20 protein-coding genes are annotated in these 23,198 nt (G+C 63.1%); 14 read left to right on the forward strand and 6 right to left on the reverse strand.

Translation table 11 applies throughout. The annotated features are described in order from the left end of the window. Window positions 1–20 precede the first annotated feature (20 nt). The 8 genes from SSARUM2_RS15120 (at window position 21) to tssI (ending at window position 11,657) form a co-directional block, all read left to right on the forward strand. Entirely contained in the window at window positions 21–1,007 is a 987-nt protein-coding gene (locus SSARUM2_RS15120) for a hypothetical protein (protein WP_039565453.1), read from the forward strand. 15 nt (window positions 1,008–1,022) lie between these two features. Then, the gene (locus SSARUM2_RS15125) at window positions 1,023–1,844 is read left to right on the forward strand and encodes a type VI secretion system accessory protein TagJ (RefSeq protein WP_265093626.1); all 822 of its coding nucleotides are present in this window, start codon (window positions 1,023–1,025) and stop codon (window positions 1,842–1,844) included. Window positions 1,845–1,846: 2 nt separating this feature from the next. Next, window positions 1,847–2,422, forward strand: a complete 576-nt coding sequence (locus SSARUM2_RS15130; protein ID WP_033635032.1) for a GPW/gp25 family protein — start codon at window positions 1,847–1,849, stop codon at window positions 2,420–2,422. A gap of 4 nt (window positions 2,423–2,426) precedes the next feature. After that, window positions 2,427–4,313, forward strand: coding sequence for a type VI secretion system baseplate subunit TssF (gene tssF, locus SSARUM2_RS15135; protein ID WP_033647812.1), 1,887 nt, complete (start codon window positions 2,427–2,429; stop codon window positions 4,311–4,313). Next, on the forward strand, window positions 4,310–5,380 hold the full coding sequence (gene tssG, locus SSARUM2_RS15140; protein ID WP_033647813.1) for a type VI secretion system baseplate subunit TssG: 1,071 nt from the start codon (window positions 4,310–4,312) through the stop codon (window positions 5,378–5,380). The genes tssF and tssG overlap by 4 nt, the downstream gene beginning before the upstream one ends. A gap of 56 nt (window positions 5,381–5,436) precedes the next feature. After that, complete coding sequence (gene tssH, locus SSARUM2_RS15145; RefSeq protein WP_060452569.1) at window positions 5,437–8,091, forward strand: type VI secretion system ATPase TssH; 2,655 nt, start codon at window positions 5,437–5,439, stop codon at window positions 8,089–8,091. Window positions 8,092–8,140: 49 nt separating this feature from the next. Continuing rightward, a complete protein-coding gene (locus tag SSARUM2_RS15150) occupies window positions 8,141–9,586 on the forward strand; it encodes a serine/threonine-protein kinase (protein ID WP_060438535.1) in 1,446 nt (481 codons plus the stop codon). Window positions 9,587–9,728: 142 nt separating this feature from the next. After that, window positions 9,729–11,657: a type VI secretion system tip protein TssI/VgrG gene (gene tssI / locus SSARUM2_RS15155; RefSeq protein ID WP_060438534.1), complete on the forward strand. Its 1,929-nt coding sequence runs from the start codon at window positions 9,729–9,731 to the stop codon at window positions 11,655–11,657. Between the two features lie 191 nt (window positions 11,658–11,848). Here the strand turns inward: tssI and sbmC are convergent, their stop codons facing one another. From sbmC to rclC, 5 genes are all read right to left on the reverse strand, one after another. Continuing rightward, window positions 11,849–12,316: a DNA gyrase inhibitor SbmC gene (gene sbmC / locus SSARUM2_RS15160; protein ID WP_060437784.1), complete on the reverse strand. Its 468-nt coding sequence runs from the start codon at window positions 12,314–12,316 to the stop codon at window positions 11,849–11,851. Window positions 12,317–12,338: 22 nt separating this feature from the next. Beyond that, a complete protein-coding gene (kynA, locus tag SSARUM2_RS15165) occupies window positions 12,339–13,181 on the reverse strand; it encodes a tryptophan 2,3-dioxygenase (RefSeq protein WP_033635042.1) in 843 nt (280 codons plus the stop codon). A gap of 147 nt (window positions 13,182–13,328) precedes the next feature. Next, window positions 13,329–14,666, reverse strand: coding sequence for a reactive chlorine resistance oxidoreductase RclA (rclA, locus tag SSARUM2_RS15170; protein ID WP_060421575.1), 1,338 nt, complete (start codon window positions 14,664–14,666; stop codon window positions 13,329–13,331). A 37-nt stretch (window positions 14,667–14,703) separates the two neighbouring features. Continuing rightward, on the reverse strand, window positions 14,704–15,159 hold the full coding sequence (locus SSARUM2_RS15175; protein WP_080298864.1) for a DUF302 domain-containing protein: 456 nt from the start codon (window positions 15,157–15,159) through the stop codon (window positions 14,704–14,706). Next, the gene (gene rclC / locus SSARUM2_RS15180) at window positions 15,156–15,728 is read right to left on the reverse strand and encodes a reactive chlorine resistance membrane protein RclC (RefSeq protein ID WP_086556934.1); all 573 of its coding nucleotides are present in this window, start codon (window positions 15,726–15,728) and stop codon (window positions 15,156–15,158) included. The genes SSARUM2_RS15175 and rclC overlap by 4 nt, the downstream gene beginning before the upstream one ends. A 137-nt stretch (window positions 15,729–15,865) precedes the next feature. On the opposite strand from rclC, the gene SSARUM2_RS15185 reads away from it, so the two are divergent. From SSARUM2_RS15185 to SSARUM2_RS15205, 5 genes are all read left to right on the forward strand, one after another. After that, complete coding sequence (locus tag SSARUM2_RS15185; protein ID WP_048321737.1) at window positions 15,866–16,741, forward strand: AraC family transcriptional regulator; 876 nt, start codon at window positions 15,866–15,868, stop codon at window positions 16,739–16,741. A gap of 159 nt (window positions 16,742–16,900) precedes the next feature. After that, window positions 16,901–17,938, forward strand: a complete 1,038-nt coding sequence (locus tag SSARUM2_RS15190) for a LacI family DNA-binding transcriptional regulator (RefSeq protein ID WP_060430485.1) — start codon at window positions 16,901–16,903, stop codon at window positions 17,936–17,938. 271 nt (window positions 17,939–18,209) lie between these two features. Next, window positions 18,210–19,445 (forward strand): MFS transporter, encoded by a 1,236-nt coding sequence (locus SSARUM2_RS15195; protein ID WP_170929829.1) that lies wholly within the window; start codon window positions 18,210–18,212, stop codon window positions 19,443–19,445. Between the two features lie 21 nt (window positions 19,446–19,466). Further along, the gene (locus SSARUM2_RS15200) at window positions 19,467–20,228 is read left to right on the forward strand and encodes an SDR family NAD(P)-dependent oxidoreductase (RefSeq protein ID WP_039565434.1); all 762 of its coding nucleotides are present in this window, start codon (window positions 19,467–19,469) and stop codon (window positions 20,226–20,228) included. 49 nt (window positions 20,229–20,277) lie between these two features. After that, window positions 20,278–20,694 carry an RbsD/FucU domain-containing protein gene (locus SSARUM2_RS15205; protein WP_041035686.1) on the forward strand — a complete coding sequence of 139 codons (417 nt, stop codon included), beginning with the start codon at window positions 20,278–20,280 and terminating at the stop codon, window positions 20,692–20,694. Between the two features lie 51 nt (window positions 20,695–20,745). On the opposite strand, the gene SSARUM2_RS15210 is transcribed toward SSARUM2_RS15205, so the two are convergent. Next, a complete protein-coding gene (locus SSARUM2_RS15210) occupies window positions 20,746–22,089 on the reverse strand; it encodes a colicin-like pore-forming protein (RefSeq protein WP_033653600.1) in 1,344 nt (447 codons plus the stop codon). Window positions 22,090–22,464: 375 nt separating this feature from the next. On the opposite strand from SSARUM2_RS15210, the gene SSARUM2_RS15215 reads away from it, so the two are divergent. Continuing rightward, complete coding sequence (locus tag SSARUM2_RS15215; protein ID WP_060452568.1) at window positions 22,465–23,178, forward strand: cysteine hydrolase family protein; 714 nt, start codon at window positions 22,465–22,467, stop codon at window positions 23,176–23,178. Window positions 23,179–23,198: the final 20 nt, after the last annotated feature.

Raw genomic sequence — 23,198 nt, forward strand, 5'->3', positions numbered from 1 at the left:
CATTCACAGCAAGGTTCACTATGAAATATTGGATGCCGGGGCTCGTCGCCCTGATGGCGGTGCCGACCGCGCAGGCGATGAACTATCGCCTGGTTTACTCCCCCAGCCAGAAGCTGGAAGTGTTTATCGATGACGTCAAAAACAGCAATCCGGCAAGCTGGTGCGGCAAAAGCATCCCGCTGCGCATCGTCTCGGCGCAAAGCCAGGATCCGGCGGTGCTGAACGACTTCCTGCCGCGCGTCGGCAATCTGCTGGAAAAGCAGTGCCCGAAAACCGGCCACCTGCCCTGGACGCTGACCGACAAGCGCGGTGAGAAGCTGGCCAGCGGCGAGGCCGCCAAAGCGCGCGGCTGGAAACCGGTGGTCAAACAGGAGGCCGTCGAGCAGCCGCAGACCCCGCCGCAGCCGGCGATCCCTGCGGCAGTAGCCGTGACCTCTCCGCAAGCGGACACCGCGCCGGCTCAGCGTTTCAGCCTGCCGCAGGGCTGCCACTTCCGCACCTTCTGGCGTGACGAAGCCAACGGCGGCGCGCTGTTCATTCCCGCCGGCGACGCGCTGCGCTGCGGCGAGGACGGCTGGCTGCAGGGCAGCGGCGCGGTCACGCTGCAACAGGGCGGGCAAACCCTCTCGCCGACGCTGTGGTTCCTGCAAGGCTATCCGCTGGCGCAGATCAACGGCGGCGATCGCGCGCTGACCGTCGTCAGCGCCAACGCCCAGCGGCTGGTTCTGGGCGGCAACCCGCAGGCGCCGGGCAGCTTCCTGCTACTGAGCTTCGAACCGAAGCTGCACGCGTGGGCGTTCAACGGCGAAGCGATCGTTGAAATGCCGCGCGTCGACGCCGCAGACGAGAACAAGATCAAACAGCGCCTGCAGCAGGCGCAAACCGCCTGGCAACCGCTGCTGAGCGCCCCCGCTCCGCTGACCTTCAAGCTGGTGGAAAAGCTGGCCGCAGACCGGGTCGATCCCGCCAGCGGCAGCTACCTGTCGGTTAACGGCGCCACTCACTGATTATAAGGAAAGCCTGTGAAATCATTAGCAAGCATGCTGCAAGGCCAGTCGATCGGCGCGGCCATCACCACCGTCGAAAACGATATCAAGGCGAAACCGGCGGATGCCGACCTGCGCGCCGCGCTGGTGCAACTGCTGTGCCTGAGCGGCAACTGGACGCGCGCCAACGCGCAGCTGAAATCCTGGCAGGCGCTGAAACCGATAGCTCAACCGACCACGCTGCTGCTGATGCAGTCGGTCAACGCCGAGCTGCAACGCCAGGCGGTGTTTGCCGGCACGGCCGCGCCGGCGCTGCTGCGGCAGGATCAGCCCTGGCTGAAACTGATGGTGCAGGCGCTGCATCAGGATGCGCAAGGGGCGGCCGAACAGGCCCAGGCGCTGCGCGATGAAGCGCTGGAAGCCGCCCCGGCCGGCGCCGGGCGGTTAACGCTGGCCGAAGGCGACCAAGAACGGCAACTGCGTTTCGACTGGCTGACCGACGGTGACGGCCGCCTCGGCCCGGTGTGCGAGCTGGCACTGAACGGCGTTTACTACTGGCTGCCGTTCGCCGACATCGCCGCGATCCAGTTCCAGGCGCCGCAGAGCGCCATCGATCTGGTGTGGAGCCATGCGCTGGTGCGCCTGACCGACGGCCGCGAACAGGTGTGCCAACTGCCCGCCCGCTACCCGCTGGCCGAAGACAGCGACGACGCGCTGCTGCTGGGCAAACGCACCGAATGGCAACCGCTGGGCGACGGCACCCACTATGCGGGGCTGGGCTTGAAGACCTGGCTCAGCGAAAGCGACGAATTCCCGCTGCACAGCCTGCGGCAGCTGAGCTTCGACGCGAGCGCCTGACCATGAACGACAAGCGCCCACCCCACTACGACGGCGGCGATCTGCACCGCCAGGGCTATCGCTATCGTCAGGACAGCGAGCGCCTGACGTCGCGCGACAAAATGCAGCCGGTGCTGCTCGACATGCTGACCGACGACGAGCCGCAGAAAAAACAGGAGACGCAGGTGCGCAACCTGGTGTCGCACAGCGAACTGCGCCGCCGGGTGCTGCGCGATCTGCAGTGGCTGTTCAACTGCGTCAACAGCGAATCCAATCTGGATCTCGGCGATTTTCCTCAGGTGCGGCGCTCCACCCTGAATTACGGCATCGCCTCGCTGGCGGGCAAGCGCATGTCGGACATCGAATGGCTCGACATTCAGCGCGCGCTGACCGAGTCCATTCTCCATTTCGAGCCGCGCATTTTGCCCGAAGGGTTGCAAGTGCGCTGCATCTCGGACACCGGCTCGCTGGAGCTGCACAACGTGTTGTCGATCGAAATCAAGGGCCGCCTGTGGTGCGTGCCCTATCCGCTGGAGTTTCTGTTCCGTACCGACGTGGATCTGGAAAACGGCCACTTCGATCTGAAAGACATAGGGTAAGGCGATGGACAGTAAACTTTTAGACTATTACAACCGCGAGCTGGCCTATCTGCGCGAGATGGGCGCCGAGTTCGCCGAACAGTATCCGAAGGTCGCGGGCCGTCTCGGCATGCGCGGCATCGACGTGGCGGATCCTTATATCGAGCGCCTGATGGAGGGCTTCGCCTTCCTCACCTCGCGTGTGCAGCTGAAAATGGACGCCGAGTTCCCGCGCTTTTCTCAGCGCTTGCTGGAGATCATCTACCCCAACTACCTGTCGCCGACGCCGTCGATGGCGATCGCCGAACTGCAGCCGGACAGCAGCAAAGGCGACATCAGCAACGGTTTCGTGGTGCCGCGCGGCACCATGATGGACAGCCAGACGCTGAAGAAAAGCGGCATCACCTGCAGCTACGCCACCGCCCATGACGTCACGCTGCAGCCGGTGCGCATCGCCGCCGTCGAGCTGGGCGGCATTCCGGCCGATATCCCGTTGGCCTCGCTGGGGCTGCAGCACAGCGGCTGCGTCAGCGCGCTGCGCATTCGTCTCGAGTGCTACGAAAGCGTGACGCTCAACAACCTGCAGCTGGATCAGCTGATGTTTTACCTGGCCGGGCCGGACATGCAGGCGCAGCAGCTGCTGGAACTGCTGATGCAGCACAGCGTCGGGCTTGTCTGCCAAACGGTGGAGGCGCAGCCGCAGCGGCGGGCGCTGGCGCTGGACGGGCTGCGGCAGGAGGGCTTCGCCGCCGAACAGGCGCTGCTGCCCAACGACCTGCGCAACTTCGAAGGCTACCGGCTGCTGCAGGAGTACTTCGCCTTCCCGGCGCGCTTCCAGTTCTTCAGCGTCAACGGCCTGCGCCCGCTGCTGCAAAGCGTGCGCGAAGGGAAAAAGGCGCTGCGCCAGTTCGAAATCGTGGTGCTGCTGGATCGGCACGACGCCGCGCTGGAACGGGTGGTCGACGCCGCCCATTTGGCGCTGCACTGCACGCCGGTGATCAACCTGTTTCCGAAGGTCGCCGAACGCATCGCGATCAACGAAAAAAACCACGAATACCATCTGGTGGTCGACAATATCCGGCCGCTGGATTACGAAGTGTTCTCGGTGCAGCGGCTCGGCGGCAGCGCCAGCGAAAAACGCTACGAGCAAGAGTTTCGGCCGTTTTACAGCACCCTGAGCGCGGACGACGGCAACTATGGCGCCTACTTCTCGCTGCGGCGCGAACAGCGCACGCTGTCGGAGCACGCCCGCCGCTACGGCACCCGCACCGGCTATGCCGGTTCGGAAGTGTTCGTGTCGCTGGTGGACGAGCGGCAATCGCCGTGGCACAGCGATCTGAAATACCTCACCGCCGACGTGCTGTGCACCAGCCGCGACCTGCCGTTGATGTTGCTGCAACAGGATCAGGGCAACTTCGTGATGCCCGATTCGATCCCGATCAAGCAGGTCTCGCTGCGCAAAGGCCCCACCCCGCCGCGCCCGGCGCTGGCCGAAGGCATGATCACCTGGCGGCTGATCAGCCAGCTGCAGCTGAACTACCTCAGCATGATGGACGGCGATCCGGAACAGGGCGCCGCCAGCCTGCGCCAGCTGCTGGGGCTGTACGGCAACCTGAGCGAGCCGGCGATCGCCAAACAGATCCAGGGCGTGCGCCACTGCAACCTGCGGCCGGTCTATCGGCGAGTGCCGGAGCCGGGCCCCATCGTGTTCGCGCGCGGCATCGCCATCGATCTGACGGTCGATGAGCAGGCGTTCTCCGGCAACAGCCCTTATCTACTCGGCAGCGTGCTGGAGCGCCTGTTCTCACGCCTGGTGGCGATGAACACCTTCACCGAGATGACGCTCTCCAGCCAGCAGCGCGGCGAAATCGCCCACTGGCAGGCGCGCATGGGCAAAAGGACGCTGATATGAGCGCGGAGATGATTGCCACCGAACTGGCGCCGCCGCAGATTAACGCGCTGTATCGCCTGCCGGACGACTTCTGGCCGCGGCTGCGCAGCGCGCCTTACAAGCACGATCTGTTTCAGCTGCTGCGCCGCATCGACGCCCAGGGCGGCCAGCCTTACCTACTGGGGCGCGCGCCGCTGCCGCGCCACGAGATGCTGCGCCTGGGCCAGGAGCCGTCGCTGTCGTTCGCGCCCTCCACGCTGGCGCAGGTGGCGCCGCGCGCCAACAGCCCGCTGCACGACGTCTCGATCTTCAGCTTCGGCCTGTTCGGCCCCAACGGGCCGCTGCCGCTGCACCTGACCGAATACGTGCGCGAGCGGGTGTACCACCACCAGGACACCACCCTGCTGGCGTTCACCAACCTGTTCCATCACCGGCTGACGCTGCTGTTTTACCGCGCCTGGGCCGACGCGCAGCCGACGGTGTCGCTGGATCGCCCGGACAACCGGCGCTTCGACGAGTACCTGTCGAGCCTGATCGGCATCGGCCAGCCGGCGCAGCAGGAACGCGACAGCATCAACGCCCACGCCAAACATTTTATGGCCGGTCATCTGATTCGCCACAGCCGCGATCCGGAAGGCCTGAGCAAGATTTTGCAGCAGTATTTCAAGGTGCCGGTGCGCATCGTCGAAAACGTGCCGCACTGGCTGCGGGTGGAACCGCGCGAACAAGCTCGGCTCAAGGCCGGGCGCGGCGCGCCGCGGCTCGGCGAATCGGCCTTTCTCGGCATCGCGGTGCGCGATATTCAGCACAAATTCCGCATCGAGCTGGGGCCGATGCCGCAGCAAGACTATGACCGCTTCCTGCCCGGCGCCGACCTGTGCCGGCAGCTGCGCGACTGGGTGCGCCAATATCTGGGCATCGAGTTCGTCTGGGAAGTGCGCCTGATCCTGGCGAAGGAACAGGCGCACGGCATCCAGCTCGGCGGCGCGCAGCGGCTGGGCCTGAGCAGCTGGCTGGCCGACGATCGGCGGCAACGCGATCTCGACGATCTGATCTTCAGCCCTGAACCGCTGGAAAATCCGTTCTGACCCTATTTCGGCCGGCGCCCTGCGGCGCCAGGCCACTCTGAGACCTGAGGAAAACCATGTCTGAAATCAGCCGCTCGGTATTATTTGGCAAACTGGATAGCCTGTTATTCACCTCTCTGGAAAGTGCGACGGCGTTTTGCAAGCTGCGCGGTAACCCCTACGTCGAACTGGCGCACTGGCTGCATCAGCTGATGCAATCGCCGGACGGCGATCTGCAGCAGATCGTCCGCCACTTCGCGCTGGACGAGGCGCAGCTGGCGCGCGATATCGTCGAGGCGCTCGATCGCCTGCCCCGCGGCGCCAGCGCCATTTCCGATCTGTCCGAGCACATCGACAGCGCGGTGGAACGCGCCTGGGTCTATGGCTCATTGAAATTCGGCGCGGCGCGCATCCGCGGCGGCCACCTGCTGCTCGGCATCCTGAAAACCTACAGCCTGCGCCATCTGCTGAAGGCCATTTCCCCGCAGTTCGAGCGCATCAACGCCGATCTGTTGATGGAGCAGTTCGCCGCCATCACCGCTCACTCGGCGGAAAACGCCCAGGATGCGCCGGCGGAAAGCGGCGTCGAGAACGTATCCGGCGCGGCGCGCAGCGGTGAAAGCGTGCTGGCGCAGTATGCCCAGGATCTGACCGCCAGAGCGCGCAACGGCGAGATCGATCCGGTGGCCGGGCGCGATGAGGAGATCCGGCAAATCATCGATATCCTGATGCGCCGCCGCCAGAACAACCCGCTGCTGACCGGCGAGGCCGGCGTCGGGAAAACCGCGGTGGTGGAAGGCCTGGCGCTGCGCATCGTGGCCGGCGACGTGCCGCCGCAGCTGCGCGACGTGAAACTGTGCCTGCTGGACATCGGCATGCTGCAGGCCGGCGCCGGTGTCAAAGGCGAGTTTGAAAAACGGCTGCAGGCGGTGATCAACGAAGTACAGTCCAGCCCGACGCCGATCATCCTGTTTATCGACGAAATTCACACCCTGATCGGCGCCGGTGGCGCCCAGGGCACCGGCGACGCCGCCAACCTGCTGAAACCGGCGCTGGCGCGCGGCCAGCTGCGCACCCTCGGCGCCACCACCTGGTCGGAATACAAGAAATACATCGAGAAGGATCCGGCGCTCACCCGCCGTTTCCAGGTGGTGCAGGTGCATGAACCGAGCGAAGACAAAGCGCTGCTGATGCTGCGCAGCACCGTCAGCCCGCTGGAGCAACACCACCGCGTGCTGCTGCTGGATGAAGCGGTGGACGCCGCGGTGCGGCTTTCGCATCGCTATATTCCTGCCCGCCAGTTGCCGGACAAGGCGGTGGCGCTGCTGGATACCGCCTGCGCGCGCGTGGCGGTCAGCCAACATGCCGAGCCTGCTCAGGTCGAAGACTGCCGCCACCGCATCGATGCGCTGCAGATAGAGTTGGATATCGCCCGCCGCGAGGCCAAGGTCGGCATCGGCGATCCCCTGCGCCCGCAGGAGATTGAAGCCCAGCTGACCGCGCTGCGCCAGGAATTGGAACAGCTGACCGACCGCTGGCAGCAGGAGCTGGCGCTGATCCAAGAGATCATCACACTGCGCGCACAGCTGCACCAACAGGAAGCGGAGCCTGCCGACGAAGAGACGCAGGCTGGCCCTGACGCCGACGCGCTGCGTGCCCAGTTGGGCGAACTGCAGCAGCAGTTGAGCGCGCTGCAGGGCGAAGCGCCGCTGATCTTCGCCGCCGTCGACGCCAACATCGTGGCGGCGGTAGTGGCCGACTGGACCGGCATCCCGCTGGGCCGCATGGTGAAAAACGAGATTGAGGCGGTGCTGCAACTCTCCGACACCCTGAACCAGCGCGTGATCGGCCAACGCCATGCGCTGGATCTGATCGCCCGCCGGGTGCGCACTTCGCGGGCGCGGCTGGACGATCCGAACAAGCCGGTCGGGGTGTTCCTGCTGGCCGGGCCGTCCGGCGTCGGCAAGACCGAAACCGCGCTGGCGCTGGCGGAAACCCTGTACGGCGGCGAGCAGAACGTCATCACCATCAACATGAGCGAATTCCAGGAGTCGCACACCGTTTCGACGCTGAAAGGCGCGCCCCCGGGCTATGTCGGCTACGGCGAAGGCGGCGTGCTGACCGAGGCGGTGCGCCGCCGCCCTTACAGCGTGGTGCTGCTGGACGAAATCGAGAAGGCGCACCCGGACGTGCATGAAATCTTCTTCCAGGTGTTCGACAAGGGCTGGATGGAGGACGGCGAAGGCCGCCATATCGATTTCCGCAACACCATCATCATCCTGACCTCCAACGTCGGCACCGATCTGATCGCCGGACTGTGCAGCGATCCGGAGCTGCTGCCGGAGCCAGAGGCGCTGAGCGGCGCGCTGCGCCAGCCGCTGCTGTCGGTGTTCCCGGCCGCCTTGCTCGGCCGCCTGCTGGTGGTGCCGTATTACCCGCTGACCGACGCCACGCTGGGCAACATCGTGCGCCTGCAGCTGGGCCGCATCCAGCGTCGCCTGGCGGAGAATCACGACATCGTCTGCACCTTCGACGACGCGGTCATCGAGCAGATCGTCAGCCGCTGCACCGAGGTGGAGTCCGGCGGCCGCATGGTCGACGCCATCCTGACCAACACCCTGCTGCCGCAGATCAGCCACACCCTGCTGACCGGCAGCGCCAACGACCAGCGCTATCGCCAGCTGCATATCGCGCTGCAGAACAACGAATTCATTTGTCAATTTCAGGCATAACGCCGCGGCCGCCGAGACGGCGGCCCTTTGAACACAGAGAGTCATCACTATGTCGGGAACCGGGATAACCAAACCGAATTCGAACAGCCTGCCGAGCGGCTATCGATTCAACGAATTCGAGATCCAGGAAGCGATCGGCGAAGGCGGCTTCGGCATCGTCTACCGCGCCTACGATCACCAACTGGAACGCACCATCGCCATCAAGGAGTACATGCCGACCTCGCTGGCGAAACGCAACGACGATCTCAGCATCGGGCTGCGCGGCGAACGCTTCGGCAAAACCTTCCAGGCCGGGCTGAACAGCTTTATTCAGGAGGCGCGCCTGCTGGCGCGCTTCTCGCACCCCGGCCTGCTGCACGTGCTGCGTTTCTGGGAAGAGAACGGCACCGCCTACATGGGCACCCAGTTTTACAGCGGCACCACGCTGAAGAACCTGCAGGCGCAGCAGCCGGAGAAAATCGACGAGGCGTGGATCCGGCGGCTTCTGCCGCCGCTGTTCAGCGCCATCAACACCATCCATCAGGAAGGCTACCTGCACCGCGACATCTCGCTGGATAATATCCAAATCCAGGAGAGCCAGTTGCCGGTGCTGCTGGACTTCGGGTCGGCGCGCAAAGAGATCGGCAACCTGTCGGACGAAACGGAAATCATGCTGAAACCGGGTTTCGCGCCGATCGAGCAGTACACCGAGAACAGCGACGGCGAACAGGGGCCTTGGACCGATATTTATGCGCTGGGCGCCGTGCTGCACACGCTGATCGTCGGTTCGCCGCCGCCGGTCAGCGTGGTGCGCAGCATCGAAGACAGCTATCAGCCACTGACCGAGCGCCGCCCCACCGGCTACTCGCCGGAGCTGCTGCGCACCGTCGACCGCGCGCTGGCGCTGAAACCGGAGGACCGCCCGCAGACCATCGATGAAATGGCCGAGCTGTTGCATCTGCCGATCGCCGATGAAAATGAAATCATCAGCACCCCGGCCGCCGCGCCGGAGAACCTGCTGGTGGCCGCCAACCCGGCTGCTGCCGCCGCGGCCGCCGGCGCCGTTACCGCGCGCAGCACCCAATTCTCGCGGCCGATGATGGCCGGCGCCGGCGTCGCGGCGCTGCTGGCGATCGGCGCCGTCGCCTGGCTGAGCGGCGGCCAGGATGATACCCCGGCCGTAGCGCAAAACACCGAGACGTCACCGGCGCAGAAAACCCTGACGGAGCAGCCGAGCGCGCCGCAAACCGCGCCATCTGCGCCGGTGGAACCGCAAAAGGCGCCGCCGCCACCGCAGCCGGTAGCGCTGGTGTACTTCAAACTGCAGCCGGGCGAACAGGTCAGCCTCGACGGCAAGCCGCAGCAGGTGACGCCGGGCGAAAACGGCTTCGCCAGCCTGAATCTGGCGCCGGGCCGTTATCAGCTGGAGATCCGCCACAACGATCGGCTCCGCCAGCAGCAACTCAGCATCGACAACGCCGGCACCTGGCTGGTCAATCCGGCCACCGCCGGTTAATCCCGTTCTGCCCCCCGCCGCCGCGGGGGTTCCCCTTTTTCATGAGACTGACGCACCACTGCCCACCATCATTGGCCGCGCGGCAAGGCCGCTGCAAGGTCGGGGTATGCAGGGCACGACGTCAATCACAGAGGATGTTCTCATGTTGGATCGCATTATTGCGCACACGCCGCTGGGCCAGGAGCAGCTGCTGTTCCGCTCGCTGGACGGTATCGAGGCGCTTTCCACCCCTTTCGACTTCTCTATTGAATTGCTGAGCACCGACGCGCGGCTCGATCGCAAAGCGCTGCTCGGCCAACCGCTGACGCTGGAGATCCCGACTCAGGGCTTTCTCAGCGCCCCGCGCTACCTGAATGGCAAGATCACCGCCATCGCCGTCAGCAGCGAAGAGATCGGCGGCACGCGCTACGCGGTGTATAACCTGCACGTGCAGCCGGATCTGTGGCCGATGACCAAGGATCGCAACTTCCGCATCTTCCAGGAACAAACGGTGCCCCAGATCGTCAAGACTCTGCTGGCGGAGCACAACGTGCAGTTGGAAGATCAGCTGACCGGCGACTATCGCCTGTGGGGCTACTGCGTGCAGTACAACGAAAGCAGCTTCAACTTCATCAGCCGCCTGATGGAGTTGGAGGGCATCTATTACTATTTCAAACACGAGATGGGCAAACACACGCTGGTGCTCGGGGATGCGCCCCACCACCACCAGCCCTATCCCGGCTACGAGATGATCCCCTACCACCTGACGCCGTCCGGCGGCAGCACCAGCGAGGAAGGCATCAGCCAGTGGACGTTGTCCGATCGCGTCACGCCGGGCATCTACAGCCTGGACGACTACGATTTCCGCAAGCCGAACGCCTGGCTGTTCCAGGCGCGGCAAAACCCGGTCTCGCCGACGCCGGGGCAGATCGACGTCTACGACTGGCCGGGCCGCTACACCGAGCATCAGCAGGGGGAGTTCTACGCCCGCGTGCGCCAGGAGGCCTGGCAGGCTGAGCATCAGCAGATCCGGGGCACCGCCACCGCGATGGGCATCGCTCCCGGCAGCACCTTTACGCTGTATAACGCCCCGCACGCCGACGACAACCGCGAGTACCTGACGCTGCAGGCCAACTACCATCTGAAAGAGAACCGCTACGCCAGCGGCGACGATCAGAGCAGCGAACACCGTATCGACTTCACCGTGCTGCCGGCGGACGTGCCCTGGCACCCGCCGCAGCATGCCACCTGGCCGAAAACCCACGGGCCGCAGACCGCCCGGGTGGTCGGCCCGGCCGGCGAATCAATCTGGACCGACAAATACGGCCGCATCAAGGTGAAATTCCACTGGGACCGCTTCGGGCCGAAGGACGACGGCAGCTCCTGCTGGGTGCGCGTCTCCAGCGCCTGGGCCGGCCAGGGCTACGGCGGCGTGCAGATCCCGCGCGTCAACGACGAAGTGGTGGTGGACTTTATCAACGGCGATCCGGATCGGCCGATCGTCACCGGACGCGTTTATAACGAAGCCAGCATGCCGCCGTGGGCGCTGCCGGCCGCCGCCACCCAAATGGGCTTTATGAGCCGTTCCAAGGATGGCACCGCCGACAACGCCAACGCCCTGCGTTTCGAAGACAAGGCCGGCGCCGAACAGGTGTGGATCCAGGCAGAACGCAACATGGACACCCAGGTCAAAAACGATGAGAGCCACAGCATCGCTAACGACCACACCCACCTGGTGGGCGGCAACCAGATCAAACGGGTGGTGCTCAATCAGGCCAGCGGCGTCAAAGGCGAGACCTCCGCGCTGACCGGCAAAACACGCAGCGACGCCGTGGTCAACGCCTTTACCCTCGGCTCCGGCGAATCGCTGCGGCTGGAGTGCGGCGAAAGCGTGATCGAGCTGCTGGCGAACGGCCAAATCAACATCACCGGCACCAGCTTCAATATCACGGTGAAAGAGGACGGGGAGATCAATACCGGCGGCCAGCTGGATCTCAACCAGCCCGGCGGCGCCGCGCGCACCGCCGCGCCGGGCGGCGGCCATCAGGCGGCGATCCAGAGCGCCGTCGATCAGCTGTTCCCTAAAGAGTAGCCAAGTGGCACGCAGGGAAAGCCGGTTAACGCCGGCTTTCGGGCGGCGGCGCCGGCAAAACCGGCTGCCGCTGTAACCCCTTTTGGCAAGGAGGTGAATGCGCTGGCGGCAAGGTCACCGACGTTTAGCCAAAACAACGGGCTGAAGCTGTCCCGTTCATCGCTTCAGCCTTCCTTATCATCAAGGCCCCCTCACCACTTCTTCACCGTCTGGTAAATATCGAGGTCGAAATAGCCGTCGGCTTCGCAGTCGTTGAGATAGTGCTCATAGCTTACCCCCTCAACCGGCTGATAGCCGCTGGCCGGCAACAGCTTCTGGTAGAACTCGCCCCACACCCGCTCGAAGTCGCCATCGCTGATGCGCACGTGGTAGACCGCGTACTGCCCGGCGGGCAGCGTCAGCACGGTAACGCCCTCGCTCTCCGCCGGCAGCGCGAAATCGTCCGCCACGCTCATCACCACGTCGGCGCGCAGCTTTTCCGGCGCCACTTCCGCCGGATCGTCCCAATACAGCACCAGCCATTTGCCGAACGGCACGCCGTGGCGCTGCCGCCATGCCAGCAGTTGCTGCGAGCCCTGTGGGATCGTCTGCGGATACGGCCCCACGACTCTCACCCCCACCACCTTCTCCGCCGCCTTATCGATAATCCTCACGCTCATCGCCCTTCCCCCTCACATTGTCTCAGGCGCCGATTTCGGTGCGCACGTCCAGCAGCTCGGGGAAAAAGGTCAGATCCAACGCCTTTTTCAGGAAGCTGACGCCGCTGGAACCGCCGGTGCCCGACTTAAAGCCGATAATCCGCTCCACCGTTTTCATATGGCGGAAGCGCCACAGGTGGAAGCTCTCTTCGATATCCACCAGCTTCTCCGCCATTTCATAAGCTTCCCAGTAGGTTTGCGGGTTGTCGTAGATCACTTTGAACGCCGGCAGCAGATCCGGGTTGCGCTGGTAGGGCTGCGTCCAGTCGCGCTCGAGGCACTCCTGCGGGATCGGCAGGCCGTGGCGCGCCAGGTACAGCAAGTATTCGTCGTACAGGCTCGGTGCTTCGAGGATCGCCTTCAACGCGGCGTGTTTTTCCGCGTCGCTGCTGAACACCGCCAGCATCGCCGCATTCTTGTTGCCGAGCAGGAACTCGATCGAGCGATATTGGTGCGACTGGAAGCCCGACGAGCTGCCCAGCACGTCGCGAAACTCGACGTACTCCGACGGCGTCAGCGTTTCCAACACCGCCCACTGTTCGAACAACAGCCGCTGGATCTGTTTGACGCGCGCCAGGATTTTGAAACAGTGGCTGAGTTTGTCCTGCTGCACCAGCCGCAGCGCCGCCTGCAGCTCGTGCAGCATCAACTTCATCCACAGCTCGGAGGTTTGGTGCTGTATCACGAACAGCATTTCATCATGATGCGGCGGGTTGGAGAGCGGGTGCTGGCAGTCCAGCAGTTGGTCCAGGCACAGGTAGTCGCCATAGCTCATGCGTTTGGAAAAATCGGTGACAATCGCGCTTTCTAATTCCCGTTTGTTCATCTGTGATCTCCGTTGCGCCCAGCGCCCCATCGGCCTGGAACGTGCCGCAAAGAGAAAACAATAGTACAGAACCCGCCGCCCCGAAGGGCGATAAACGAGAGGTGCTTCGCAGATCTCACTCATCTGCGCCGCCCCTCTCGCCCCGCTTTACCCTATCAGCCCAAACAGGTCGTTGAGCGACTCGCTCATGGTCGGATGGGTGAACAGCTGATCGCGCAGCCGGGTATAGGGCAGCCCGGCGTCCATCGCCGTTTTGACGATGTTGATCATCTCATGAGCATCGCGGCACAGCAGCGCCACGCCGAGGATTTGGCCGGTCTGCGCATCGACCACCGCCTTCAGCAGGCCGCGCGTGTCGCCCAGCACGCGGGCGCGCGGGATCGCCGCCGCCGGCAGCGTGGCGACCTTAATGTCGCGCCCCTGCTGCCGGGCCTGATCTTCGCTGAGGCCGATACGCGAGAAGCTGGGGGTGATGAACACCGAGTAAGGCACCGCGCCGCGATCGGCCGTGCTGCGTTTACCCGCGCCGAACAGGCTGTCGCGCACAATGCGGAAATCGTCCAGCGAGATATAGGTAAACTGCGGCCCGCCGTTGACGTCCCCCAGCGCCCAAATATGCGGCACGCTGCTGCGCAGTTGCGCGTCCACCCGCACGGCGCCGCGCTCATCCGTCTCAACGCCGGCGCGCGCCAGCTGCAAACCTGCGGTGTTCGGCGCGCGCCCGGCCGCCACCAGCAGCGCATCGAACGACTGCACGCCGCCCTGATGCACCACCTCAACGCCCCCTTCCACATCGCGCACCTGCTTCACGCCGGCGTTAAACGTGAAGCTGACCCCGGCGTCGCTCAGGATTTGCTGTATCGCCTGCGCCATATCGCGGTCTTCCCGGCCGAGCAACGCATCCGCCTCTTCGAATACCGTCACGGCGCTGCCGAACTGCGCGAACATCGAAGCGAACTCCAGCCCGATATAACCGCCGCCAATAATGCCCAACCGCGCGGGCCGCTGCGTCAACTGCAGCAGGCCGGTGCTGTCGTAACTCCGCTGCGAGCGATCCAACCCGTCGATCGCCGGCCAGCGGCTGACGGCCCCGGTGTTGATGAAGATGCGCTCGCCGCTCAGCACCTGCGTTCCCGCCGCGCCCTGCACGCTGATGCGATGCGGATCGATAAACTCCGCCCGTCCGTCGATCACCGTGACCTGTTCAAGCCCCGCCAGGTTTTGATAGTTTTTCTCCCGCAGCAGGCCGGTCACCTGCCGCTTGCGCGCCATCGCCTGGCTGAACGCCTGTTCGCCCGGCCCGTGAAGCTCGGCATCGTGCACCAGCGTTTTGGTCGGGATGCAGCCGATGTTGATGCAGGTGCCGCCATACATCTGCGCCGACGCCTCCACCATCGCCACGCGCCATCCCTGCCCGGCCAGAAAGGCCGCCAGCGTTTTGCCGGCCTTGCCAAAACCGATGATAATCGCCTGATAATCGTACATTGTGTCGCCTCGTCTCGTGATGTTCATCGCCGGTCAATCAGCGTATTGCGGCCTCAACTAGCCGCTCCAGCGGCCTCAGCGCCGCGATCTGTCGTTCGTCGGCCCCGGCGCTCCGCTTCAGACTTTCCGCCGGGTGGTAGCTGACCTGCGTTTTGCCCCGTTCGTCTTGCGCAATCAGCACCCTGAACGGCAGATCCAGCGCCAACGCCGGCCGCGCCAGCATCAGCGGCGTGCCCGCCAGCGGGTTGCCCAGCACCAGCACCGTGGTGGGCGGCATCGTCAGATGATGCTCACGCGCCGCTTTCGCGTGATCGAACTCGGCGAACAGCGTCACGCCCTTCTGCTCGGCCGTGCTGATAATGCGCTGACGCGTTTGCTGATAAGCGTAGGCGCTCTCTACCGTTCGGGTTTCTTGCCCCATCGTCCCCTCCGCCACGGCAGAACAGGCCAGCATCATCAGGCTGCCGGCCACGGCCCGGTTCATGACGCTCATGCGACCTTCCCCCGCCACTGTTTCTCGAGCAAACTGCGCGCCGAATCCGCCATGATCATCACCGCGCCCGCCAACATCAGGGTGTCCTTCAGCACCAGGCGCCCGGCGCCGGAGAGATAAGGGAAACCGTGATGCGCATCGCCCAGCGCGGGCACCCAGGCCTCCGGGGTGGTGATCAAAAAGGTCAGCGTCACCAGCGGCGTGCAAAAGGAGAGTATGCCGCCCAATAGCCCCAGCCATTTGGAGAACGGGTTGGCCAGCACCAGCAGCGCGATCGCCACCTCCACCACGCCCAGGCCGTTGGAGAAGCCATAGGTATTGTTGGCCTGCTGCCAGGCGCGGGCGGCGAGGTTCAGTTCGCCTTCGTGCGTCAGGTGAGCCTGATAGTCCTGCGGCATGTCATAGAAAAACGACATCAGCGGGCTGTTGGCGACGAACGGCGTGATGCTGTCCGCTTCGTAAGGGATGAATTTGAGCAGGCCAATCCATAAGAAAACGATGGCGATGCTGAGGCGAATCAGCGTTAATCCCAGCTTGTCGCCCTTGCTCAGAAAGAATAGTATTTTCATTACCGGCTCCATGTCATTGATAACTCATGCATCGCAGCGGCGCCCTCCGCATCGCTGCACTATCGAACCGATCTTAGTGCTTCGCATTACGCCGGCCCATTGCCGAAACAATCAGCTTCTTAGCCAGGAGTCTCAAAATGGATCCGCTCAGCCAACTGTTGATGCTTAACGACATGCGCGGTTATGTGGCGCGCGATTGCCATTTCAGCGGCGAGTGGCGCTCGCCGCATGCCGCCGGGGAGTGGAGCCAGATCCGCTGGCACATGGTGCTGGCGGGCAGCTGTCGGCTGGAGATCCCCGGCGGCCGGCCGGTACCGCTGGAGCAAGGCAGCCTGCTGTTCTTGCCGCACAACTCCGCCCACCGCCTACTGCCGGAGAGGGCCGACAGCGCCACGCACCTGCTGTGCGGCGTGCAAATCTTGCCGCACAGCGCGTCGCCGCTGCTGGCGAGCCTGCCGGAATGTTTGCTGTTCAACAGCCGCCAACAGGGGCGGCTGGCGCTGCTGCAGGCGACCGGCCAGCTGCTGAGCGATGAGTTCAGCCAACAGGGCCAGGGGCACAACGCCATTGTCAGCCAGACCATGGCGCTGCTGTTCGCGCTGGCGATCCGCGCCTGGCTGGCCCAGCCAAATCAGAGCGGCAATCTGGTCGCCGCGTTGCTGCATCCGCAGTTGGGCAACGTGGTTGAACAGATGCTGCGCCGCCCGCAACATCCCTGGACGCTGGTTGAACTGAGCAAACAGGCCCATATGTCGCGCGCCAACTTCGCCCGCGTCTTTCGTCAGGTCACGCAGCAAACGCCGCTGCAGGCCCTTACCGCCATCCGCATGCAGCTGGCGGCCCGGCTGCTGGCGCGCCAGGCGTTGCCGCTGAGCCGTATCGCCGAACAGGCCGGCTATTCGTCGGAGGTGGCGCTGCACAAAGCCTTCACCCGCCACTTCGGCCTGACGCCGGGAAAATTCCGCCAGCAGGCCGCCGATGCGCCGCCGGACGCTTGCCCGATCCCGGCGTAACCTCCCACCCCGCCTTACTGTTTAGTAAACAACTCGGCCGCCGCCTGACAACTCTCACAAATGCGCGATCCCATGCGGGTTTCGCCCCGGTTGCGGCTTGCCTGCGCCTGTCTTCCCTTATAGATTGCAGGCTAACGGCAGGCAGCAAGGTATCGGCAAATGGCAAATATTCGAGACGTCGCGCGGTTGGCCGGCGTGTCCATCAGCAGCGTGTCGAACCTGCTGAATAACCGCAGCCACCAGATGAGCGCGCAGACCCGTGAGCGCATCGAACAAGCGATGGCAACCCTGGGGTATCGGCCGGCCCGAACGGCGGCGTTGCCCGCACCGCAGGCGAAGATCATCGGCCTGCTGCTGCCGTCGATCGTCAACCCGAGCTTTTCGGCGCTGGCGCATGCGGTCGACGGTGCGGCGCGGGCTCACCGTTACCGCGTCTTGCTCGGCAACGCCTACCGCCAGGAACAGGAAGAGGCCGCGTTTATCGACGATATGTTCCTGCATGGCGTGCGCGGCATCATCGTGGCGGCGAGCGACATTCGCCAGACCCATTTTGTCCGGGCCGCCGAGAGAGGCATGAAGATCGTCAGCTACGACAGCCCGTTCGCCGAGCAGATGGCCACCGATGCCCGGCTGTTCGACAGCGTATCGATGGACAATATCGCCGCCGGGCGCCTGGCCGCGCAGCACCTGCTCGAACGCGGCTGCCGACACATTGTGTTCGCCACCGAAGCGACGCTGACCGTCGGGCGCAGCCACAAGATCGACGGTTTTCTAAGTGCGCTGGGGCACAGCCTGAGCGAACGCCAACGGGTGATCGAAGGCAAAGCCAACAGCGCCTACGGCGACACGGAAATGTTCGAATTAGGGCTGACGCTGGCGCCGCGCGTGCTCGCGCTGACACCGCGCCCGGACGGCATCGTGGCGATTAACGATGCGCTGGGCATCGGGCTGATGGTGGGGCTGCGCGCCGCCGGCGTCCAGGTGCCCGCAGACATCTCGGTGATCGGCATCGACAATATCGCGCTGGCCGGCCTGGCCGAACCGGGGCTGACGTCCGTCAGGCCGCCGCTGGCGGAGATGGCGCAGCTGATGGTCGAGCGCCTGATCGGCCGCATCAACGATGATGCGCAACCGCCCGGCGAGTTTCTCTTCCCGCCGACAGTCATCAGCCGGCGCTCGGTCAAAGCCGCCGGCTAAATGAAATAACAGCGTCTTCCCCAGGCGATGCGCCGCGGCATCGTCCGGATCGGTGTCAGCCAAAAACAAAGGAATAGGCCGTCGGGCTTAAGGGATGCCCGCGTCTCAATGAATCAGCGTCGTGCCGTTATTTAACGTTCAGCTCAGGGTTATGGGCCGGGCCTCTATTATTCCGATTAACCACATTGGAAATATCAAAATGAAAATAAGCAAGCCGCAGGATATTGAACGCAGCGCTATCAGGAAATTGACGCTGCATATTGTCCCCCTCATGATTTTATTGTATTTCCTGGCGTTTCTCGATCGCAATAACATGGCCTACGCCGCCAAAGCGCTGGAAGATAACCTGGGCCTGACCGCCTCGGCCTTCGGCTTCGCCTCCGGGATTTTCTTTATCGGCTATTTCCTGTTTGAAATACCCAGCAACGCCGGCACCATTAAATTCGGCCCGCGCATCTGGTTCGCCAGAATATTAATTTCCTGGGGCATCTTCGCGACCCTGCTCGGCTTTGTGCGCACGCCGCTGGAGCTGTATATCTGCCGTTTTATGCTGGGCGTATGCGAAGCCGGGTTCTTTCCCTCGGTGGTGTATTACTTTACGGTGTTCTTCCCGGAAAAATACCGCACCAAAATTCTCGGCATGTTCATCATCGTCCAGCCGCTGTCCAACGCCGTCGGCTCGCCGATTTCCGGCTTTATTCTCAATATTCAGCATGATTGGTTCGGGTTCGCTCCCTGGCAGCTGCTGTTTATCCTCGAAGGGTTGCCGCCGATCGTCATCGGCCTGCTGATCCCGTTCCTGATCAAGAACTCGCCCAAGGACGTCGGCTATCTGAACGTGGAGGAAAAGGCCTGGCTGATGAGCAACGCCGGCCGCTCTAAATCCGGCTCTAAAATCACGCTGGGCGACTTCCTGAAAGGGATGAAAAACAAGAAATACCTGCTCTACGCATTGCTCAACTTCGGCATGGTGTGCGGCATTTACGGCTTCGGCACCTGGCTGCCGTCGATCATTACCGCCCTCTCCGGCGGCGATATCTTCCGCGTCAGCCTGCTGGCGCTCATTCCCTACGGCCTGGCCGCGCTGCTGGTGTACCCGTGGAGCCTGTGGGCCAGCAAAACCAAAAAGCTCGGCGTGTTCGCCGGCCTTAGCATGGTGGTCGCCGCTATCGGCCTGATGGGGGCGGTGACATTTTTTAAATACGATCCGCTCGTCGCGCTGTCGTTCCTGTGCATCGCCGCCATCGGCATCTACACCGCCGTACCGCCGTTTTTATCCATGCCCGCCAACATTTCCACCGGCGCGGCCGCGGCCGCCGGGCTGGCGGTGGTCAGCTGCATCGGCAATATCGGCGGCTTCGTCGCGCCTTATGCGGTGGGCGTACTGAACGATCTGACCGGCAGCAGCGCGCCGGGGCTGTTTTTCCTGGCCTCGTGCCTGTTGGCCACCGGGTTGATCTGCATTTTCTACTGCGCGAAACAGCGTGAAGGCGTCATCAATACTTAACGAACCAATAAGGAGTCAATCATGGGCGATCTTGCGGGCAAAAAGGTGTTTATCACCGGGGCGGAACAGGGCATCGGCCGCGCCACCGCAGAGCGGCTGATCAAGGCCGGTTGCGACATCTATTTTCACTATCACAGCGACGAAAGCGGCCCCAAAGCGCTGGTGGCGCTGGCCCATTCATTGGGGCAAAAGGCCGCTTACGGCTACGCCGATCTCATCGATAGCGACGAAACGCTGCGCTGCGTTTCGGCCGGCGCCGAGTTTCTCGGCGGCATCGACATTCTGGTCAATAACGTCGGCGGCATCGTCGGGCGAAAATGGCTGGGCGAGATCGACCGCGCCTTCTGGCAAACCGTGATCGACGTGAACATGACCACCATGCTGAACGTCACGCAAAGCGCGCTGCCGTTCCTGAAGGCGGCAAACGGCGCCAGCATCGTCAACCTGGCGTCGCAAGCCGGCCGCGCCGGCGGGCACTCCGGCTCGCTGGTCTATTCCGCCACCAAGGGTGCGGTGCTCACCTGGACGCGCTCGTTGGCAGCGGAGCTGGGTGAATACGGCATCCGGGTGAACGCGGTGGCGCCCGGCCTGATCCTCGGCACCCGTTTCCATAATCGCCACACCACCCAAGAATCGGCGGAGGAAACCGTTCGCGCCATTCCGCTGGGCCGCGCAGGCACGCCGGACGACGTGGCGCGTGCCATCGCCTTCCTGGCGGCGGAATACGACGGCTTCATCTCCGGCGCCACCCTCGACATCAACGGCGGCATCTACCGCATGTAGTTCAACCGCGGGCGGCACGGCTGCCGCCCTCTCATTCAGGAATCGCTTTATGATCAAATCCGCCATTACCCACCCGCCGCTGCTCGCCGCGCTGGCGCAATGCGGGCATAAAACTCAGGTGCTGATCGCCGACGGCAACTACGCCTGCGTGACCCACGCGCCGAAAGACGCCACCGTGGTCTATCTGAACCTGGCGCCCGGCACGCTCGCCGCCCCGCCAATCCTGGAAAAACTGCTGGCCTGCATCAACGTGGAAAGCGCGGCGCTGATGGCCTGCCCGCCGGACTTCACCAACACCATCGAAGCCGAATACCGGCAGCTGCTGCCGGCGCAGTGCCCGGTCGAACACCTGCCGCGCGAGGCATTTTACGCCGCGGTCAAATCGGATCGGACGCTGCTGGTGATCGCCTCCGGCGAACAGCGCCGCTTCGCCAACCTGCTGCTGACGGTGGCGCCGGGGGGGTGAGAAAGGGACATGTCGATAGGATAAAAAGAGGGGGCTCCCCCCCTCTTGCGGTTACAGATCCACAATCAGTTTTTCCAGTTCTCCTGCAAGAGCCGCATCGATATAGCTGGTAGCCCAGCCAAACAGATAAGCGAATGCAAAAATGCCCACCGTCGACGACACCAGCGTCGGCGCGAAAAACGCGGCGATAGCGGAGAGCGTGTAGCCTGCCCCGATGGACAACCCGAGCGCCTCAAGCTGATTACGGAACGCTTTCCAGCTGCCGGTAGAGAAACCCTCGATCGCGGCGTTTGTCAGGTCCGCCCCTTTAATCGCCCAATCCACGCCGGTAAACGCCTTGCCCAATACCCGCGCATTGCGGGCATACTGTTCCGCATCGATCTTTTTCAACCAGGCGACAATCGCCGCTTTATCCTGCGCCTTGAGCTTTTTGTTCAAGCCCTTCGTTAATTGCTCGTAGGTTTTTTCCGCATCCTGCACATTGCGGATATATCTGCCTTGAATTCCTGCCTCCAAATCCTTGGCGAGCTTGGCGTATTTCGCGCCGAGCTTTTCCGCGATATCTTTATTGATGCCGGCGGCCAGGCTGACGCCATCCTTGATCGCTTTTAATTCCGCATTTTGATATTCGACGAACTCCTTAACGATATTTTTTACCGAGCCTGGAGATTTCACCGGCTTACCGTTGGCATATTTCACCTCCATGCCATTCAGATTATCCCCTCTCACCACGGCGATAAACGCGGGCCGGTTCTTATTGGCCTTATAGTAGAGACTGTAGGTCGCCATTCCGGCTTGCTTTTCCACCTTCAAATGATGAAAGCCGAAATAACTCCCGGTCGTGCGGGTCGTCGAGAACTCACCGCTTTTGCCGTTACCATGCCAGCCGTTGACGGGCCGATCGCGGTGTGAGTCTGTCACGAAACTGCCTAACGAGGAGGCGCCGATCTGCCCGGCGTTCAGGCCATTATTACCACCTTTACCGGGGGTTGAGGTCTTGCGCGCATGGCCGGTTTCGATATCCCCGATCGCCACCATTCCTCCCTTGGCGTTGACTCCCATCACCAGTCCACCCAGGCCAATGTGCTTAGCCTGATCGGCCGTCAGACCGGTGGCAGAAAGGCTCAGCGTGCCAGACGGGCTGACGCTTTCAATACGCAATTGTGCATCCGGGTTGATTCTGCGCGCCGCCTTGATCACCGCCGCCAGCTTCATGCGCAACGCCGGATCGTTTTGGATCGCCGCTATCTGTTGCTGTTCCGGGCTGTTGCCAACACTGGCGCCGCCGCGATCGCCGGAATGGCCCTTATCACCGCCCCCAGGTTCTGGGCCCGTACCACGTTCAGAACTCCAGTTAGTTCCATCCCCTTTACCGCCATAATTAAATCCAGGCATATGCTTAATCCTTATTTCTTTATTATCAACATGCCGAGAAATACGCACGACGTAATTCTCGGCAAACCAATTTTTAACTGCCCGTCCGTTATAGAAATTCACAGCAACAAGAACAATGCATGGTGGCTGTGTGGCAGATTAAACAAAGAGAAACGGCGTTAACGGCAGAAATATGACGACCGAAAAACTTGATAGTCATAAATAGAAGGCGCTTACAGGAGGGGGGGATATGCTGCGGCTTCCGATCCCGATTCAGATAACAGCCGCACACGAAGTTGGCCCAAAAGTACCGAATGTGGTCACCTGCCCTACTCTTGCACGATGAGCGGATGGCAAATAATGGCTCCCGAACTTATCGTTAACAGGAGAGTGCAAATGAAAGCTTTGGTTCATGCCACCTTGCTGGCCGCCATGATGGGCGCCGCTTCCTTCAATGCATTGGCTCAGGAGACCGTAAACGTGAATACCAAAACCATCAGAGCCATGTCGGGCGCCCCCACCACCACTGCCCTGGCCGCCGCCAAAACGGCGCTAATCGTGGTGGATATCCAGAATGAATATTACGCAGGCAGCGGCTTTCGCGGCAAAATGGTGATCCCGGATGGCCAGAAAGTGTTGGATAACAGTAAAAAGCTGGTTGAGTTCGCCCGCAAAAACGGCATGCCGGTCTATTTCGTGCGGCATCTGGGGCCGGCCAACGGCCCGCTGTTTGCCGAAGGCTCGGTCTACGCCGAATTCAATCAGGCGCTGCAACCCGCTAAAGGGGATGCGGTGATCACCAAAGCGACGCCGAGCGCGTTCGTCGGCACCGATCTGGATGCGCAGCTGAAGAAGCAGGGCATCAAAACGCTGATTGTGGCCGGTTTGATGACGCACATGTGCATCTCTTCTACCGCACGCGACGCGGTGCCGCTCGGCTATGATGTGTTGATCCCGCAAGACGCGACGGCGACGCGCGATCTGGACGACGGCACGGGTGGCGTGGTCGATCACCGCGTGTTGCAGCGGGCGGCGCTGGCCGCGGTGGCGGACGTGTTTGCGGAAATCAAAACTACCGAGGGCATCCTGGCGCTGCCGGTGACCAAATAAGGTTCAGCGCGCCGCTCCCC

Origin of the sequence: Serratia sp. K-E0102 (genome assembly GCF_029962625.1) — a bacterium.
In the GTDB taxonomy this organism is placed as follows: domain Bacteria; phylum Pseudomonadota; class Gammaproteobacteria; order Enterobacterales; family Enterobacteriaceae; genus Serratia; species Serratia sarumanii.

Coding starts and splice junctions, on each gene's coding strand:
- SSARUM2_RS15120 (WP_039565453.1), top strand. CDS start 21: ATGAAATATTGGATGCCGGGGCTCGTCGCCCTGATGGCGGTGCCGACC.
- SSARUM2_RS15130 (WP_033635032.1), top strand. CDS start 1,847: ATGAACGACAAGCGCCCACCCCACTACGACGGCGGCGATCTGCACCGC.
- tssF (WP_033647812.1), top strand. CDS start 2,427: ATGGACAGTAAACTTTTAGACTATTACAACCGCGAGCTGGCCTATCTG.
- tssG (WP_033647813.1), top strand. CDS start 4,310: ATGAGCGCGGAGATGATTGCCACCGAACTGGCGCCGCCGCAGATTAAC.
- tssH (WP_060452569.1), top strand. CDS start 5,437: ATGTCTGAAATCAGCCGCTCGGTATTATTTGGCAAACTGGATAGCCTG.
- SSARUM2_RS15150 (WP_060438535.1), top strand. CDS start 8,141: ATGTCGGGAACCGGGATAACCAAACCGAATTCGAACAGCCTGCCGAGC.
- tssI (WP_060438534.1), top strand. CDS start 9,729: ATGTTGGATCGCATTATTGCGCACACGCCGCTGGGCCAGGAGCAGCTG.
- sbmC (WP_060437784.1), bottom strand. CDS start 12,316: ATGAGCGTGAGGATTATCGATAAGGCGGCGGAGAAGGTGGTGGGGGTG.
- kynA (WP_033635042.1), bottom strand. CDS start 13,181: ATGAACAAACGGGAATTAGAAAGCGCGATTGTCACCGATTTTTCCAAA.
- rclA (WP_060421575.1), bottom strand. CDS start 14,666: ATGTACGATTATCAGGCGATTATCATCGGTTTTGGCAAGGCCGGCAAA.
- SSARUM2_RS15175 (WP_080298864.1), bottom strand. CDS start 15,159: ATGAGCGTCATGAACCGGGCCGTGGCCGGCAGCCTGATGATGCTGGCC.
- rclC (WP_086556934.1), bottom strand. CDS start 15,728: ATGAAAATACTATTCTTTCTGAGCAAGGGCGACAAGCTGGGATTAACG.
- SSARUM2_RS15185 (WP_048321737.1), top strand. CDS start 15,866: ATGGATCCGCTCAGCCAACTGTTGATGCTTAACGACATGCGCGGTTAT.
- SSARUM2_RS15190 (WP_060430485.1), top strand. CDS start 16,901: ATGGCAAATATTCGAGACGTCGCGCGGTTGGCCGGCGTGTCCATCAGC.
- SSARUM2_RS15195 (WP_170929829.1), top strand. CDS start 18,210: ATGATTTTATTGTATTTCCTGGCGTTTCTCGATCGCAATAACATGGCC.
- SSARUM2_RS15200 (WP_039565434.1), top strand. CDS start 19,467: ATGGGCGATCTTGCGGGCAAAAAGGTGTTTATCACCGGGGCGGAACAG.
- SSARUM2_RS15205 (WP_041035686.1), top strand. CDS start 20,278: ATGATCAAATCCGCCATTACCCACCCGCCGCTGCTCGCCGCGCTGGCG.
- SSARUM2_RS15210 (WP_033653600.1), bottom strand. CDS start 22,089: ATGCCTGGATTTAATTATGGCGGTAAAGGGGATGGAACTAACTGGAGT.
- SSARUM2_RS15215 (WP_060452568.1), top strand. CDS start 22,465: ATGAAAGCTTTGGTTCATGCCACCTTGCTGGCCGCCATGATGGGCGCC.